14 protein-coding genes are annotated in these 15,057 nt (G+C 70.1%); 6 read left to right on the top strand and 8 right to left on the bottom strand.

Annotated features, from left to right (window positions below; all coding sequences use genetic code 11):
* Positions 1-105: 105 nt before the first annotated feature.
* The 3 genes from ACWIHT_RS28350 to ACWIHT_RS28340 are packed head-to-tail and all read right to left on the bottom strand — an operon-like array spanning position 106 to position 3,495.
* Positions 106-855, bottom strand: a complete 750-nt coding sequence (locus ACWIHT_RS28350; protein WP_456171117.1) for a succinate dehydrogenase/fumarate reductase iron-sulfur subunit — start codon at positions 853-855, stop codon at positions 106-108.
* Positions 852-2,822 (bottom strand): fumarate reductase/succinate dehydrogenase flavoprotein subunit, encoded by a 1,971-nt coding sequence (locus ACWIHT_RS28345; RefSeq protein ID WP_456171116.1) that lies wholly within the window; start codon positions 2,820-2,822, stop codon positions 852-854. The genes ACWIHT_RS28350 and ACWIHT_RS28345 overlap by 4 nt, the downstream gene beginning before the upstream one ends.
* 1 nt (position 2,823) lies before the next feature.
* Positions 2,824-3,495, bottom strand: a complete 672-nt coding sequence (locus ACWIHT_RS28340; protein ID WP_456171328.1) for a succinate dehydrogenase — start codon at positions 3,493-3,495, stop codon at positions 2,824-2,826.
* A 120-nt stretch (positions 3,496-3,615) separates the two neighbouring features.
* Here ACWIHT_RS28340 and ACWIHT_RS28335 point away from each other — a divergent pair, with 120 nt between their 5' ends.
* Both ACWIHT_RS28335 and ACWIHT_RS28330 read left to right on the top strand, forming a co-directional pair.
* A complete protein-coding gene (locus ACWIHT_RS28335; RefSeq protein WP_456171115.1) occupies positions 3,616-4,497 on the top strand; it encodes a LysR family transcriptional regulator in 882 nt (293 codons plus the stop codon).
* A 44-nt stretch (positions 4,498-4,541) separates the two neighbouring features.
* Positions 4,542-5,783, top strand: coding sequence for an outer membrane protein assembly factor BamB family protein (locus tag ACWIHT_RS28330; RefSeq protein WP_456171114.1), 1,242 nt, complete (start codon positions 4,542-4,544; stop codon positions 5,781-5,783).
* Between the two features lie 12 nt (positions 5,784-5,795).
* Here ACWIHT_RS28330 and ACWIHT_RS28325 read toward each other — a convergent pair whose 3' ends face one another.
* From ACWIHT_RS28325 to ACWIHT_RS28315, 3 genes are all read right to left on the bottom strand, one after another.
* Positions 5,796-7,940 carry a putative bifunctional diguanylate cyclase/phosphodiesterase gene (locus ACWIHT_RS28325; RefSeq protein ID WP_456171113.1) on the bottom strand — a complete coding sequence of 715 codons (2,145 nt, stop codon included), beginning with the start codon at positions 7,938-7,940 and terminating at the stop codon, positions 5,796-5,798.
* The gene (locus ACWIHT_RS28320; RefSeq protein ID WP_456171112.1) at positions 7,937-8,749 is read right to left on the bottom strand and encodes an SAM-dependent methyltransferase; all 813 of its coding nucleotides are present in this window, start codon (positions 8,747-8,749) and stop codon (positions 7,937-7,939) included. The genes ACWIHT_RS28325 and ACWIHT_RS28320 overlap by 4 nt, the downstream gene beginning before the upstream one ends.
* A 341-nt stretch (positions 8,750-9,090) precedes the next feature.
* Entirely contained in the window at positions 9,091-10,050 is a 960-nt protein-coding gene (locus ACWIHT_RS28315) for an SCO0930 family lipoprotein (protein WP_456171111.1), read from the bottom strand.
* Between the two features lie 269 nt (positions 10,051-10,319).
* On the opposite strand from ACWIHT_RS28315, the gene ACWIHT_RS28310 reads away from it, so the two are divergent.
* The 3 genes from ACWIHT_RS28310 to ACWIHT_RS28300 all read left to right on the top strand — a co-directional run bounded on the left by ACWIHT_RS28310 (position 10,320) and on the right by ACWIHT_RS28300 (position 12,507).
* Positions 10,320-10,955, top strand: a complete 636-nt coding sequence (locus ACWIHT_RS28310; protein WP_456171110.1) for a hypothetical protein — start codon at positions 10,320-10,322, stop codon at positions 10,953-10,955.
* A gap of 16 nt (positions 10,956-10,971) precedes the next feature.
* The gene (locus ACWIHT_RS28305) at positions 10,972-11,736 is read left to right on the top strand and encodes a bestrophin-like domain (protein ID WP_456171109.1); all 765 of its coding nucleotides are present in this window, start codon (positions 10,972-10,974) and stop codon (positions 11,734-11,736) included.
* A 222-nt stretch (positions 11,737-11,958) separates the two neighbouring features.
* Positions 11,959-12,507 (top strand): hypothetical protein, encoded by a 549-nt coding sequence (locus ACWIHT_RS28300; protein ID WP_456171108.1) that lies wholly within the window; start codon positions 11,959-11,961, stop codon positions 12,505-12,507.
* A gap of 97 nt (positions 12,508-12,604) precedes the next feature.
* On the opposite strand, the gene ACWIHT_RS28295 is transcribed toward ACWIHT_RS28300, so the two are convergent.
* Positions 12,605-13,108: a hypothetical protein gene (locus ACWIHT_RS28295; RefSeq protein WP_456171107.1), complete on the bottom strand. Its 504-nt coding sequence runs from the start codon at positions 13,106-13,108 to the stop codon at positions 12,605-12,607.
* Between the two features lie 332 nt (positions 13,109-13,440).
* Between ACWIHT_RS28295 and ACWIHT_RS28290 the strand changes: the two genes are divergently transcribed.
* Complete coding sequence (locus ACWIHT_RS28290; RefSeq protein ID WP_093623622.1) at positions 13,441-14,112, top strand: class F sortase; 672 nt, start codon at positions 13,441-13,443, stop codon at positions 14,110-14,112.
* 31 nt (positions 14,113-14,143) lie between these two features.
* On the opposite strand, the gene ACWIHT_RS28285 is transcribed toward ACWIHT_RS28290, so the two are convergent.
* Positions 14,144-14,983, bottom strand: coding sequence for a polysaccharide deacetylase family protein (locus ACWIHT_RS28285; protein WP_456171106.1), 840 nt, complete (start codon positions 14,981-14,983; stop codon positions 14,144-14,146).
* Positions 14,984-15,057: the final 74 nt, after the last annotated feature.

Below are 15,057 nucleotides of genomic sequence, written 5' to 3'. Positions count from 1 at the left end.
GGCCGCGATGCCTGGCGGGACCGGGGATGAGCACCACTCCCGGTCCCGCCCGTCCGCATCTTGTCGGCGAACGTTCTTGTCCCGTAAGGGAGTTCGCGGGGGAGTTCAGCGCTTGGCGACCTTGCGGGTGGCCCGCAGCCACTCCTTGTTCATGCTGGTGATGGAGACCAGCGGGATGCCCTTCGGGCAGGCGGTGGCGCATTCGCCGGCCAGGGTGCAGCCGCCGAAGCCCTCGTCGTCCATCTGCGCGACCATGTCGAGGACGCGGGTCTCGCGCTCCGGTGCGCCCTGCGGGAGGACGTTGAGGTGGTTGACCTTGGCGGAGGTGAACAGCATCGCGGCGCCGTTCGGGCACGCGGCCACGCACGCCCCGCAGCCGATGCACTCGGCGTGCTCGAAGGCGAAGTCGGCGTCCGGTTTGGGCACGGCGGTGGCGTGCGCCTCGGGCGCGGCGCCGGTCGGCGCGGTGATGTAGCCGCCCGCCTGGATGATCCGGTCGAAGGCCGAACGGTCCACGACGAGGTCCTTGACGACCGGGAAGGCCGAGGCGCGCCACGGCTCGATGTCGATCGTGTCGCCGTCCTCGAAGGACCGCATGTGGAGTTGGCAGGTGGTGGTGCGTTCGGGGCCGTGCGCGTCGCCGTTGATGACCAGGCTGCACGCGCCGCAGATGCCCTCACGGCAGTCGTGGTCGAACGCGACCGGGTCCTCGCCCTTGAGGATGAGCTCCTCGTTGAGGGTGTCGAGCATCTCCAGGAACGACATGTCCGTGGAGATTCCGTCCACTTGGTAGGTGGACATGGCGCCTTCGGCGTCTGCGTTGCGTTGCCGCCAGACGCGCAGGGTGAGCTTCATGCGTAGCTCCGCTGAGTGGGGTGGACGTACTCGAAGACCAGGTCTTCCTTGTGCAGCACGGGAGATGAGCCCGTACCGGTGAACTCCCAGGCGGCGGCGTAGCCGAACTCCTCGTCCCTGCGCGCCGCTTCGCCGTCCGGGGTCTGCGACTCCTCGCGGAAGTGGCCGCCGCAGGACTCGGCGCGGTTGAGTGCGTCGAGGCACATCAGCTCGGCGAGTTCGAGGTAGTCGACGACGCGGTTCGCCTTCTCCAGCGACTGGTTGAACTCCTCGCCGGTGCCCGGGACCTTGATCCGCCGCCAGAACTCCTCGCGGATCTGCGGGATGCGTTCCAGCGCCTTGCGCAGTCCGCTGTCGGTGCGGGCCATTCCGCAGAACTCCCACATGAGTTCGCCGAGTTCACGGTGGAAGGAGTCGGGGGTGCGGTCGCCGTCCACCGCGAGCAGCAGGTTGAGGCGGTCCTCGGTCTCCGCCAACACCTCCTGTACGGCGGGGTGTTGGACGCCGATCTCCTCGTGTCCGGGGTGCCGGGCGAGGTAGTCGTTGATGGTCGCCGGGAGCACGAAGTAGCCGTCGGCGAGGCCCTGCATCAGCGCGGAGGCGCCGAGCCGGTTGGCGCCGTGGTCGGAGAAGTTGGCCTCCCCGATCGCGAACAGGCCCGGGATCGTGGTCTGGAGGTCGTAGTCGACCCACAGTCCGCCCATCGTGTAGTGCACGGCGGGATAGATCCGCATGGGGACCGTGTACGGGTCCTCGGCGGTGATCCGGGCGTACATGTCGAAGAGGTTGCCGTACTTCTCCTCGACGGCCTTGCGGCCCAACCGCCGTATGGCGTCGGCGAAGTCGAGGTAGACGCCCTGTCCGCCGGGGCCGACTCCCCTGCCCTCGTCGCACACGTTCTTCGCGGCTCGGGAGGCGATGTCGCGGGGCACCAGGTTGCCGAAGGACGGGTAGATGCGCTCCAGGTAGTAGTCGCGCTCCGCCTCGGGGATCTGGTTCGGCGGGCGTTCGTCCCCCTTCGCCTTCGGCACCCAGATCCGGCCGTCGTTGCGCAGCGACTCGCTCATCAGGGTGAGCTTCGACTGGTGCTCGCCGGTGCGCGGGATGCAGGTCGGATGGATCTGCGTGAAGCACGGGTTGGCGAACAGGGCGCCGCGCCGGTGCGCCCGCCAGACGGCGGTGGCGTTGGAGTTCATGGCGTTCGTCGACAGATAGAAGACGTTGCCGTAGCCGCCACTGGCGAGCACGACGGCGTCCGCGAAGTACGTGTCGATACGGCCGCTGATCAGATCGCGCGCCACGATCCCGCGCGCCTTGCCGTCGATGACGATCAGGTCGAGCATCTCGGTGCGCGGGTGCATCTCGATGTTCCCGGCGGCGATCTGCCGGGACAGCGCCTGGTAGGCGCCGAGGAGGAGTTGCTGGCCCGTCTGGCCGCGCGCGTAGAAGGTCCTCGACACCTGCACGCCGCCGAAGGAGCGCGTGTCGAGCAGGCCGCCGTACTCCCGGGCGAACGGCACGCCCTGTGCCACGCACTGGTCGATGATCTCCACCGAAATCTGCGCGAGGCGGTGGACGTTGGACTCGCGGGCCCTGAAGTCGCCGCCCTTGACGGTGTCGTAGAAGAGGCGGTGGACGGAGTCGCCGTCGTTGCGGTAGTTCTTCGCCGCGTTGATGCCGCCCTGGGCCGCGATGGAGTGGGCGCGGCGCGGGGAGTCCTGGTAGCAGAACTGGACCACGTGGTAGCCCTGTTCGGCGAGGGTGGCGCCCGCGGAGCCGCCCGCGAGGCCGGTGCCGACGACGATCACCGTGTGTTTGCGCCGGTTGGCGGGGTTGACGAGTTTGGCCTCGAAACGGCGGGTGTCCCAGCGCTCGTTGATGGGGCCGGTGGGCGACTTGGTGTCGGTGACGGGTTCGCCGGTCGTGAAGTCCGCGTATTCAAGGGCGATTTCAGCTTCGGGGGCCATTTCAGCTCACCACTCCGGTCATGACGCCCACGGGCACGGCGATGAAGCCGGCCGTGAGCAGCAGCGCGAGGACATTGGCGGTCGTCTTCAGGGCGCGGTCGCGGCTGCGGCTGCCCGCGCCGAGGGTCTGGGCCGCGCTCCAGAAGCCGTGCCGGACATGCAGGCCGAGGGCGAGCATCGCGACGATGTAGATGGTGTCGCCGTACCAGGTGGAGAAGGTGTCCACGACGTTCTGGTAGGGGTGGCCCTCCTGGAAGCCGCCGGAGTGCACGGTGCCGGTCGTCAGGTCGAGGATGTGCCAGACGATGAACAGGGCGAGGATGATCCCGCCCCAGCGCATGGTGCGGGTCGCGTAGGTCGCCCGGGGTTTCTTGTGCACGTACTTGCTGGGGCGCGCTTTGATGTCGCGGCGGCTGAGCTGGTACGCGGAGACGGCGTGCGCGACGACGGCGACGACGAGGACGATCCGGATCAGCCAGAGCGTCCACTCGTAGTGCATGAAGGGCTCGCCGACGGTGCGCAGCCAGTGGGCGTAGTGGTTGAACTCCCCCGCGCCGAAGAAGATCTTCAGGTTCCCGATCATGTGGACGACCAGGTACAGCAGCATGATCAGGCCGCTGACCGCCATCACTGTCTTCTTGCCGACGGAGCTGTCCCACACCGTGCGCGCCATCGACGGCCGTCGGTCCGTCCGCGTTGCCAGAGCCATGTCTACGGACGTTAGGCGGCGGGAGGTCGATCGGTCCAAGACATGATCCGCCTGGATTCCATAGGCTACGGCTATCATGGCTGCATGCAGTTCCAGCAGCTCCAGTACTTCGTGGCCGTCGCCGAGACCCGGCACTTCACCCGGGCCGCCGATCTCGTGCATGTCGCCCAGCCCTCGCTGTCCCAGCAGATCAAGGCGCTGGAGCGGGAGTTGGGCGCGGATCTGTTCCTGCGGGCGCGGGGCAACATCACGCTCACCGACGCGGGCGAGGCGCTGCTGCCACTGGCCAGGCGGATCCTGGCGGACGCGGACACGGCCCGGCACGAGGTCCTCGAACTGGTCCAACTGCGCAGCGGCCGGATCAGGTTGGGGGCGACCCCGAGCCTCTGCACGGGCCTGCTGCCGGATGTGCTGCGCGCCTTCCACGACCGCTATCCGGGCATCCGGCTGCTGATCGAGGAGGGCGGTTCGCACGATCTCGTACGCGAACTCGCGCGCGGCGCCCTGGACTTGGCCCTGGTGGTGCTGCCGCTGCCCACGCCGTCACCGGCGCTGACGACGGTGGAGCTGCTGCGCGAGGATCTGGTGGTCGTGTCGTCACCGGAGGCGCCGGTGCCGGGACGTGGGCGTACGGTCCGGATCGCCGATCTGGAGGGCGAGCGTCTGGTGATGTTCCGGCACGGCTACGACCTGCGGGAACTGACCGTCGCCGCGTGCCGCACGGAGGGCTTCGAGCCCGACTTCGCGGTGGAGGGCGGCGAGATGGACGCGGTCCTCGGCTTCGTACGGGCGGGGCTCGGCGTGGCCGTGGTGCCGCGCATGGTCGCGACGAAGTCCGGGCGGGGGCTGCGGGTGACCCCGTTGGCGCGGCCCGGGCTGCATCGGACGATCGCGCTCGCGCATCGCAGCGATGTGGCTCCGCCGCGAGCGGCCAGGGAGTTGCAGCGGATGCTGCTGGAGCGCTGACCGTCCGTACGATGAACCCTTCGCGTACGAGGGGGGAACCAGAGATGCGGAGAACATGGCCGGCCAGTGTGCCGCTGGTCGGGCTGATACTCGCGGGCTGCTCGGGTTCGGGAGGTACGCCTTCCGGTGAGTCGCACCGGACGACGGTCTCGGTACCCGAGGTACCCGAAACGCCCAGCGCCTCGCCGACCGCCTCGCCGAGCGCCGTCGGCGCGGGGTGGAACGCGTGGACCGTCAACTACTCCGCGGCGGAGGGCCGTTGCGAGGCGACGGCTCACCAGGTCGTGTGCCGGACCGGTTCCGGCGGTCTCGTCGGGCGGTCACGGAGCACCGGCGAGGTCACCTGGACCGTTCCACCCGCCGAGCGCGGCAAGGACGCGGACCTGGTCGTCGACTCGGCCACCGAACGGGCCGTGACCAGTTCCGGCAAGACGCTGCGCGCGGCGAATCTGCGCACGGGCAAGGCCGCCTGGACCCGCCCGCTGGCCGACGCGAGCATCCCCACGGTCCTCGGCGCGGCGGACGGCACCGTCTACGCCGTCGAGAATCCGGACGTGAACCTCCGGGTCATCACCCTGGCCGCCTTCCGGATGTCCGACGGCGAGTCGCTGTGGAGCCGCACCTTCCACGGGGACTCGTACGGGGGCGTCGCCGCCTTCGGGGGCCGTGTCTACACCACCGACGGCATGAAGGTCACCGCGCGCGACGCGCGTACCGGCGACCCGTTGGCGACCACCCCCAAGGACGTCGAATGCGACAACCTCGTCTCCGGCGGCCACTACCTCGTGTGCACCGGCAGCCCGTACTCCGCCGGTGACGTCTTTCCGCCGCTCCAGCGGCTGGACCCGGTCACGCTCCGGCCGATGAAGACGGCCGAGGACACGGGAGACAAGCCCGAGCGCGGGGTGATCTCGCCCGACGGTGTGCTCGTTCTGTACGAGGCCAACGCGGAGGACTCCAGCGCCGGTTCCTGGAACGCGTACGACCTGGTCCACCCCAAGAGACTGTGGAGCTACTACGACACCACGGAGGAGGGGGAGTTGGCGGGTGACCGGTTCCTCACCTTCACCCCGCGCAACGACGCCGCCTTCAGGGACCGGGTGATGTCGATCGACCTGCGCGCCGGTCCGAAGGGGACCGGCGACGCGGCGCCGCGCATGTCCCCGCGGTACTCGCAGGCGAGGGGCGGGGAGTACCCCAGGCTCGCCGTGCCGGGCGGTGACCCGGGCCATGTCCTCGTGCAGGCGGGCACGCATCACAGCCTGCGGTCGGTCCCGCTGCCCTGAGGCAGCGGTCGCTCAGCCCGTCGCGTCGACCAACGCCAGGTCGTGCAGCCGCTCCGGCGGGCCGGGGCGGGCGTAGTACCAGCCCTGGGCCGTGTCGCAGCCGAGTATCCGCAACTGCTCGGCCTGCGCGCCTGTTTCGACGCCCTCGACCGTCACCGAGAGGTTCAGGCTGTGGGCGAGGGAGACGATGCCTTCGACGATCTTGAGGTCGACGGGGTCCGCCGGGAACTGCTGCATGCCCTGGGTGAAGGAACGGTCCAACTTGAGGATGCTCACGGGCAGGCGGCGGAGGTTGGCGAGGTTGGAGTAGCCGGTGCCGAAGTCGTCGAGGGCGATGTCGACGCCCATCTCGGCGAGGCGCCGCAGCGGCTTGAGGAGGTCGTCGTCGGCGCCGATGAGCGCGGACTCGGTGACCTCCAGGCAGAGGGCGTCGGGGCTGACTCCGGCGCGCTCCAGGATGTCGACGGTGTCCTGCACCAGGCCGGGGTGGCTGAGCTGGCAGGGCGAGAGGTTGACGTTGATGCGCAGCGGGCCGGTGGCGTCGTTGCCGCCGTGTCGTTCCTGCCACTGCTTGGCCTGCCGGACGGACTGGTCGAGGACCCAGCGGCCCAACGGCACGATGAGACCGGTGTGTTCGGCGAGGGGGATGAACCGGTCGGGGCCGAGGACCCCGTGCTGCGGGTGCAGCCAGCGGACCAGGGCCTCGGCGCCGCGGACGCTGCCGTCGCCGAGGTGGACCAGCGGCTGGTACTCGATGAAGAACTCGTTGCGGTCCAGGGCGGCCGGGAGTGCCGTCGTCAGACCGTGGCGGGTGATCGCGCGGGCGTCGGCCTCGGGGTCGGCGAGTTCGAAGCGGTTGCCGCCCGCCGACTTGGCCCGGTACATCGTGATGTCGGCGCTGCGCAGCACCTCCGCCGGACCCCGCTCGCCTGCCGGGCCCTCGACGATGCCGATGGAGCCGCGCACGGTGAGGTCACGGCCGTCGATGCTGACGGGGGTGATGAGCGCGTTCATGATGCGGCCGGCGAGTTCGTCGACCTCGCGCTCGGTGTCGGGGCCCGTGGTCAGCGCCACGAACTCGTCGCCGCCGAGCCGGGCGACCATCTCGCCGGGCGCGGTCGCGCAGGACTGGAGCCGGTCGGCGACCTCGACGAGCAGTCGGTCGCCGGCCGCGTGGCCGAGGCTGTCGTTGATGGTCTTGAAGCCGTCGAGGTCGAGGTAGCAGAGGCCGAACCGCTGGTTGTTGCCCGCGCCGAGCGCCTTCTCCAGGCGTTCGAAGAACAGGGTGCGGTTGGGGAGGCCGGTGAGGGCGTCGTGGGTCGCCTCGTAGCGCAGCCGCAGGTTCAGCAGCCGGCGCTCGGTGGTGTCCTCCATGAGGGCGAGCTGGTACTGCGGGTTACCGTCGGCGTCGCGCAGCAGGGAGACGGTGAGGTTGGTCCACAGGACCGTTCCGTCAGGCCGGTAGAACGCCTTCTCGACGTGGTAGTGCTCGCGTTCGCCGCGGACGAGTTCGTCGTAGAGGGTCCAGGTCTGGGGCGCGTCGTCGGGGTGGGTCCACTCGCGGACGTTGCGGCCGCCCATGGTCTGGTCGGAGATCCCGAACATGCGCAGCAGCGCGCCGTTGACCTGGAGGATGTTGCCTTCGAGGTCGGCCATGCCGATTCCTATGGCCGCGCCCTCGAAGACCGCGCGGAAGCGGGCCTCCGTCGCGTGCAGGGCCTGGGCGACGACACCCTGGGCCTGGAGGGCGGCCACCGAGATGGCCTCCTGCTCGGCGAGGGTGCGCTCGCGCAGTTCCTGGGCGAAGCCGGCGGCCATCGCGTGCTGGAGGCGGGCGGAGCGGATCCGCAGGTCCTCCTGGGAGCCGTCGCCGCCGCAGTAGAGCACCAGGTAGGCGTCGACGCACTCCAGGGTGCGGCTGAGGGCGTCGGGGTCGGTGCAGTGCGCGGCGACGAGGGCGGCGCCGACCTGCTTGCCCTCCTCGGCCTCGAAGGTCCTGGCGCGCAGCGCGTCGCTCAACCGCCGTGCCAGCGGCAGGAGCAGCTCCTCGAACTCCGGGCGGGTCAGCGAGGTCGAGGTCGCCGGGAACACCGCCCGGCTCCAGATGGTCGCGAACCTGCGCAGTCTGTCCTCCGGCCCGTCCGGCTCCGCGATCACGCCGCGCGTCCTACGCCGGCGAATCCGGAGAAGGAGTACGGATCCTCGTCCTCCGGTGCGGTGTCGGGCCGCCAGTCCGGCATCGGCACCAGTCCGGGTTCCACCATGTCGTACCCCTCGAAGAACCGCGCGATCTCGTCGCGCGAGCGCATGATCAGCGGATTGCGAATGTCCTTGTACACGTCGACCGCGCCCTCCGCCCGCTCCGGTGGCAGCGGGATTCCCTCGTACGAGGCATGGGTGAGGATCAGCAGGCTGCCGGGCGCGAGTGCGTCGCGCAGCTGTGCCACCGCTCCGTACGGGTCGTCCGCGTCTTCCACGAAGTGCAGTATGGCAACGAGAAGTAAGGCCACTGGCCGATTCACGTCGATCAGGCGCTGAACCTCGGCGCTCGCCAGGATCTCCTGGGGCTTGCGGAGGTCGGCCGCGACGACGCCCGCGGTCTCGTTGCCGGCCAGCACGGCCTGGCTGTGCGCGACCGCCACCGGGTCGTGGTCGACGTACATGACATGGGCGCCGGGGCTGGCCGCCTGGGCCACCTCGTGGACGTTGCCAAAGGTGGGAATTCCGGAGCCGATGTCGAGGAACTGGGTGATGCCCTCGGCCGCCGCGAAGCGGACGGCGCGACGCATGAACGCCCGGTTCGCCTGCATGATCTTGGGAAGTCCCGGGAGGAACTCCATGGCCTTGCGGGCCGCTTCCCGGTCGACCTCGAAGTTGTGCGAACCGCCCAGGTAGTAGTCGTAGATACGCGAAACGCTCGGCACCGAGATGTCGATGCTCCGTGGTGCCCAGGCGGGACGCTCCATGTATCTCTCCAAGGCGTAGGCGATCCGGTGTTCGAGCTGAGGCTACTGATCGCCCGCCAAAGGAGCGAGCGGAAACGGAAATTGACCGTCCGTTCCCGGTCACTGCCTGCGGCACGTGCCGAATTGACCTGCGGGGACACGCGGAGAAGCGCGGAGAATGCCGGAATTCGCCGCACGGGAAATGCGAAAGCGGCCCGCCCCCTCCGTGCGGTGCGGAGGGGGCGGACCTGGGGTCGCGCGCGCTGTGTTGTTCGGCATTTCTGTCGCTTGCCCGCGACCCTCCCTTCCGCGTTTCGGTGCCGAGTTGGGCGGGGGAGCGATCAACCCTGGGGAGGTTCTCGCTACGCCGCGGGCGCGCCGACCGCTTTCCCTTCAGGGGAGACGGCGTACCAAGTGCCGCCCACGCCCTGACCGTTGGTCTGTCCGGCGGCCGTGTCACCGGAGAAGGTGTAGATCGGCCAGCAGTCGACGGTCATCTGCTTGGCGCCGTCGGACCGGGTGAAGCCCATGAGGCCCTTCTTCTCGACGCCCTTGGTGTCGTTCGCCGAGACGATCCCGACGGCCGGCCACTTCTCCGCGCAGGCACCGACGCAGTTCGAGACGGACTTGGGCCATGCCTTGTCCTTGAGGAAGCGGTAGACCGTGTGGCCGTTCTTGTCGACGACGATGTCGCCGAGCTTGGCGTCCTTGCGGACGGAGAGGCCGGGCAGCGAGGCGAGGGTCGCCTTCTTGCCGTCGGGGGCGAGCGCGTACCACTTGCCGCCCACGCCCTGGCCGTTGACGTCACCGGCGTTGACGTCCTTGGCGTACCGGTAGGCGGGCCAGCCGCCGATGGTCAGCTGCTTGGTGCCGTCGGTGCGGGTCACCTCGCCGATGAGGGACTTGTCGATACCGGCACCGGCAGTGGCGTCGTCGGCCGGAACCGGCGGCCACGCGGTGGCGCAGTCGCCGTCGCAGTTGGACTTGGGGGGATTGGCCGTGTCGGCGTCGAAGCGGTAGAGGGTGAGACCCGCTCCGTCGCTCAACACCTTGCCGAGGTCGGGGTTGTTGGCAACGGTCAGCTGGCCCGCGGGCTCGGCCGCCGCGGCCTGCTGGCCGTCGGCTCCGTAGCCGTTGCTCGCGGCGCTGGGGCTCGATGTGGCGGCCCCGACGCTGCCATAACCTCCGGCCGCCGCCGTGGCACCGACGTTCTGTGCCGCAGAGGAAGGTGTGGTCACATTTTCCGAACCGCACGCCGCCGTCAACGCCATGACGGACACGGCCGTCGCCGCGAGTGAGGCGCTCCGCCAGGAGGTCTTCATCGTCAACTCCCCATAATCACCTGGATGTTGCAGCGCCCGTCTGTGCCGCCGCACGGTCCTAGGTACGGGTGGGGACCACGGAAGTGTTCAACGGCCGCAGAAAATTCTTTCCGACTCCTGTGTCACGGCTGCCACTTCGTATGTACGTACGCATCCGGCCACCTCCGGGACCCTGTTCGTCAAACCGCCGTACAGCGCCTTCCACTCCTTCGGGGCAATCCTTCCGCGCCCCGGCGCGCCCCGGCCCGCGAAGCCTCATGATCTCCGTCGTGCATGGACCCGAACCGACCCGAACCGCCCTCGTCGCAAGGGTGTTGACCCTGGTAACGCTGACCTGGCTGCTGGCGGGCGCACCGGCGGGCCTGGCGGCGGCCGACGCGTGCGCGTACGCCTCGACGGGGCCGGAGGGCACGGAGGCGGTGGCGGTCGCCGGCAGCGGCTCCTGGCCGACGCCCCCGGTCTGCGAGAAGCCGACCCCGAAACCGCCCCCGCCGCCCTGCCCCTCCCCTACGCCCACTCCGCCACCGCCGAAACCCACACCGCCGCCCCCGCCGAAGCCGAAGCCCACCCCGACTCCGACACCCAGGCCGACGCCGACCCCGAAGCCCACGCCGAAACCCACACCTCCGCCGCCCGCTCCGGCGCCGCGTCCGGCACCGGCGGCTCCGCTGCCCCGGCCGGCCCCGACGCCCACGCCCACACCGACCCCGCCGCCGAAACCGGCGCCGAAGCCGAAGCCCGTACCCAGGCCCGCCCCGCATCCCGCGGCGACCCCGGTGAGTTATCCGAAGTACCACGCCCAGCCGCACCCGCGGCCCGCCCCCAGCCGGACGCCGCCGGTCGTCTACGTCCTGCTCATCACCATGCCCGCGGTGGTCGCCATCGCCGCGCTGCGTCCGCGCTGATCCCCGGAGGAACCCCTTGTCGGAATGGCTTGTTCTCGTCCTCGCGATGGCGGCGGCCTGTGTCGTCGTCGTCATCGTCACCTTCCTGCGCGAACGCGCGGCGTCCGAGGACGAGGACCCCAGCGAGACCCCGGACGTCATCGAGTACATGACGATGTGGATCGGCGTGGTGTACGCCATCGTCCTGGGCCTGGCGATCGCCGGTGTCTGGGAGGCCCGCAGCGCCGCCCAGGACCATGTGCAGGCGGAGGCACAGGCGCTGCACGAGATCTCGGAGCGGGTGCGCGTCTATCCGGCGGACGAACGCGACCGGGTCCGGGCCGACATCGAGGCGTACGTCTCACAGGTCGTCGACGTCGAGTGGAAGACGATGGCCGACCACGAGAAGCTCACCCAGCGCGGCGCCGACCTCCTGGAGCGCATCCGCGCGGATGTCACGGACTACCAGCCGAAGACCGACTTCCAGGCGCAGGCCTACCAGCCGCTCGTCGACCAGGTCGCCGCCCTGGACTCGGCACGCAGCGCCCGTTCGAACTCCACCGGGGCGACCATGCCGTCGGTGGTGTGGTTCGGGCTGCTCGCCGGGGCCGTGATCACCATCGGCATGGTCTTCGCGCTACAGATCCGGCGTACGACACGGGAACTGATCCTCGCCGGGCTGTTCTCGGCACTGATCGCCTTCCTGCTGTTCCTGATCTGGGACTTCGACGCGCCGTACAGCCGTGGCATCACGGCGTCGGCGGAGCCGTTCCTGAACCTCTTCCCGCACATCAAGGGCTGACGGCCCCTCACCGGGACCGCCCGCCGGGGGACGTCCGCCGCGCCGCGGGCGTCCCCCGGTCGCAGGAACGGCGTCCCCTGTGCGGCCCACACGGTTGCCCCATTCGCGCGACTGGGATCGCGGGAGCGCACACATGTTCCTAGCGTTTCGGACATCGAGGTGCATTTACGGCGCCAGCGGAAAAGGTCCGCGGCTGCTCCTCGGGGACCCGGAGGAATCACCATGCGCGCGATACGCGTCGCCTCGGCCGCACTGCTGGGCATCAGCGCCCTCGCCCTCGCGGCGCCGGCCGCCGTCGCGAAGGGCGACGGCAACCACAACATCACGCCGTTCGGCTTCAGCGTCCTGCCCTCGACGATCGCGGCGGGCGGCCAGGTGACCCTGCAACTCGACCGCGACAGCGGCGGCTGCCGGGGCTCGGCCACGGTCTCCTCCGGGGTCTTCGACACCGTCAGGATCTCGCCGGGCCAGTCCTCGGCGACCGCGATGGTCGACTGGGACGCCAGGCCGGGCGCGGTGTACCAGGTGACGTTCACGTGCGGCGGCGAGAGCGGCTCCACGGGTCTGACGATCGCCTCCGGCCGGACCAACAACAACATCCAGCCGCTCCAGCCGTCGCAGCAGATGCCCCGAGGCGTCCGGGCCGGTGAGGGCGGCAGCATCGCCGGCTTCGATCTCAAGGAGCTCGGCATCGGCGCGGCCCTCATCGCGGGCTCGGTCGGGGCCGCGTACCACTTCTCCCGTCGCCGTACCGGAGAGGACGGCGCCTGACCGTTCCACCACCCGCACAGGCCTTCGCCCCGGAACCCGAAAGGGTCCGGGGCGAAGGCCTGTTCCGTGCGTCTCGACCTCCGAAGGGGGGAGGAGGTCAGATGAAGCGCTCGGTGCGGCGGCGCATCCAGAACACCCCGCCGCCCACGACGGCCGCGGCGACCAGACCGCCGCCGATCGCCATGTCGGTCGGGGTCGCCCCGCTGGCGCTGCTGCCGCCGAGACCACCGCGGACACCGCCGATGACGGTGTAGGCGGAGTCCCGGGTCAGCACGGAACCGTTCCGGCAGCGCACGGTGATGCTGTACGGCCCCGGGCCGGCGTTTCGGCTGATCCGCGCCGTTCCGCTGGCGGTCTGGCCGGCCCCGCCGACGAGCGAGGACAGGTTCGCGGGGCGTTCGAAGCCGGGCGAGTTGGCGGTGGCGCCGGTGAAGCAGCCGTCGACCGTCACGGTCAGCTGGCCACCGCGGGCGATCACGCTGGGCAGGGCGACGATGTTGCTGGGGCTCTCCCCCATGCCGTCCGCGAGGGCCACCGGGGCGGCGAGCCCCAGGACGGCCACCGCGGCACCGGCGGCAGCCAGAGCACGAGTTGTACGCATGTCATCCTCCGCGGAAGGCGCCCCGGGACCCGTCCCCGGTCGATCGGCGAGAAAACGCCTCCCAGACGCACCCTCAGATGCCTTGCACGCGCCCGCATTTCGGGAATGGTCCGTCCTGGTGAGAGGACACGCCGAAGGGAGACCGGACAATCGGATATTGCCGCAGGTCACGGACCGTCAGAAAAAACCTGCCGCCCTCTCCTCATATGGCGCACATAAGGATGTCCGGGCCACCCGTTCGCTCCTGCCCCGTCGCCGGTTCCGCATTCGGGACTTAGCGTTCTCGTATGCGCGATTGACGTGGCGACGGCCGCGTCGAGAGGGGATGGCGAATGTCTGCGTCCGAGCTGTCCGAGCTTGCCGAAGAGGAGGAGCGGCAGAAGAAGCGCGCCCCATGGGGAGTGATAGCGCTTGTTCTGCTGACGGGTCTCGCGCTCATTCGGAATGGTTCGGGAGAGTTCGATGTGGGGCCGCCGCAGCCGGCGTCGGCGGCAGCCGCCGACAGCCGTACCGGCGTCGGCACCTTCGGCAAGGCCCCGGCCCCGCTGCCGTACTCCGTCGCCGACCGGGTGCGGATCCCGGCGATCCGCGTCGACGCCCCGGTCATGCCGGTGGGCTTGGACGCGGACGGCTGGGTCGGCGCCCCGCCGCCGGAGGACCCGAACCTGGCGGGCTGGTTCACCGGCGCCGTCTCCCCCGGCGAAAAGGGCACGGCGGTCGTCGTCGGCCATGTCGACAACAAAATGGGCCCCGCCGTGTTCTACGGACTCGGGGCCCTCAAGAAGGGAAATCGCGTCGAGGTCGAGCGCAAGGACGGAAAGACGGCCGTATTCGAGATCTACGGCATCGAGGTCTTCGAGAAGAGCAACTTCCCCGGCGACCGCGTCTATGCCTCCAAGGGAACTCCGGAACTGCGCGTCATCACGTGCGGCGGCGGTTTCTCCAAGCAGAACGGCTACGACGGGAATGTCGTCGTCTTCGCCCGCCTGGTCGAGGTGCGCTGAGCGTTTCCCCGACCGGGCGGGCGAAGACCCGTCAAGTGGTCCGGCGGCGCGGCAGCGTCATGTGATAGCCGGAGTCGAGCAGGTGCGGCAGATATTCGCGCAGCGCCTTCACACTCTGGGAACGGTCGCCCCCGGCGTCGTGCGAGAGCACCACGACGCCGGGGGCGGCGCCGTCCTCGACCGCGTTGACGATGTGGCGGACGCCGGGTGTGTCCCAGTCGAGGGTGTCGACGGTCCACGCGAGGGGCTCCATGCCCAGCTCGGAGCCGAGTTGGAAGGCGGCCCGGTTCCAGGCGCCGTAGGGTGCGCGGAACCAGAGGGGGCGCTCCCCGTAGGCGTCCTCGATGACATCGCTGGTGCGTTCCATCTCGGAGCGGATCTGACTCCGGGTCAGCTTGGTCAGCAGGGGGTGCGACCAGGTGTGGTTGCCGACGACGTGGCCCTCGTCGGACATCCGGCCCAGGATGTCCCGGTTCCAGTCGGCCATCTCGCCGCACACGAAGAACGTGGCGCGGACGTCGTACTCGGCGAGGGTGTCCAGGATGTGCGGGGTGTAGCGGGGGTCGGGTCCGTCGTCGAAGGTGAGCACCATGGTGTTGCCGCGTCCGGACATGCGCAGGAACGGTTCGTGCCGTACCGGGACGTGGGCGAGGGTGGTGTGGGGTGCGCCGTATCCGGCCACGGGCCGGAGGCGGTAGGCGGAGGGCTTGCGCGCGAGGCGCGGTGGGGGCCCGGCGGCGGGAGCGGCGGCCCGGACGGGGGTGTCGTCCGAGAGTCCGGAGTACAGCAGACCGGCGGTGCCGGCCGCCCCGACGGCGGCGGCGCCGGCGAGCAGGGCCCGTCGGCGCGTGAGCGACTGATCCTTCTTCATGACTCATCAGTCGCCCGGCAGGACACCGCCGCCCCACGGCAACACCGGTGCGGCGGCAGGAAAACACCCGCCCG

The sequence above is a fragment of the Streptomyces sp. NPDC002276 genome, assembly GCF_053891435.1.
This window is presented reverse-complemented; position numbering and strand designations above follow the sequence as displayed.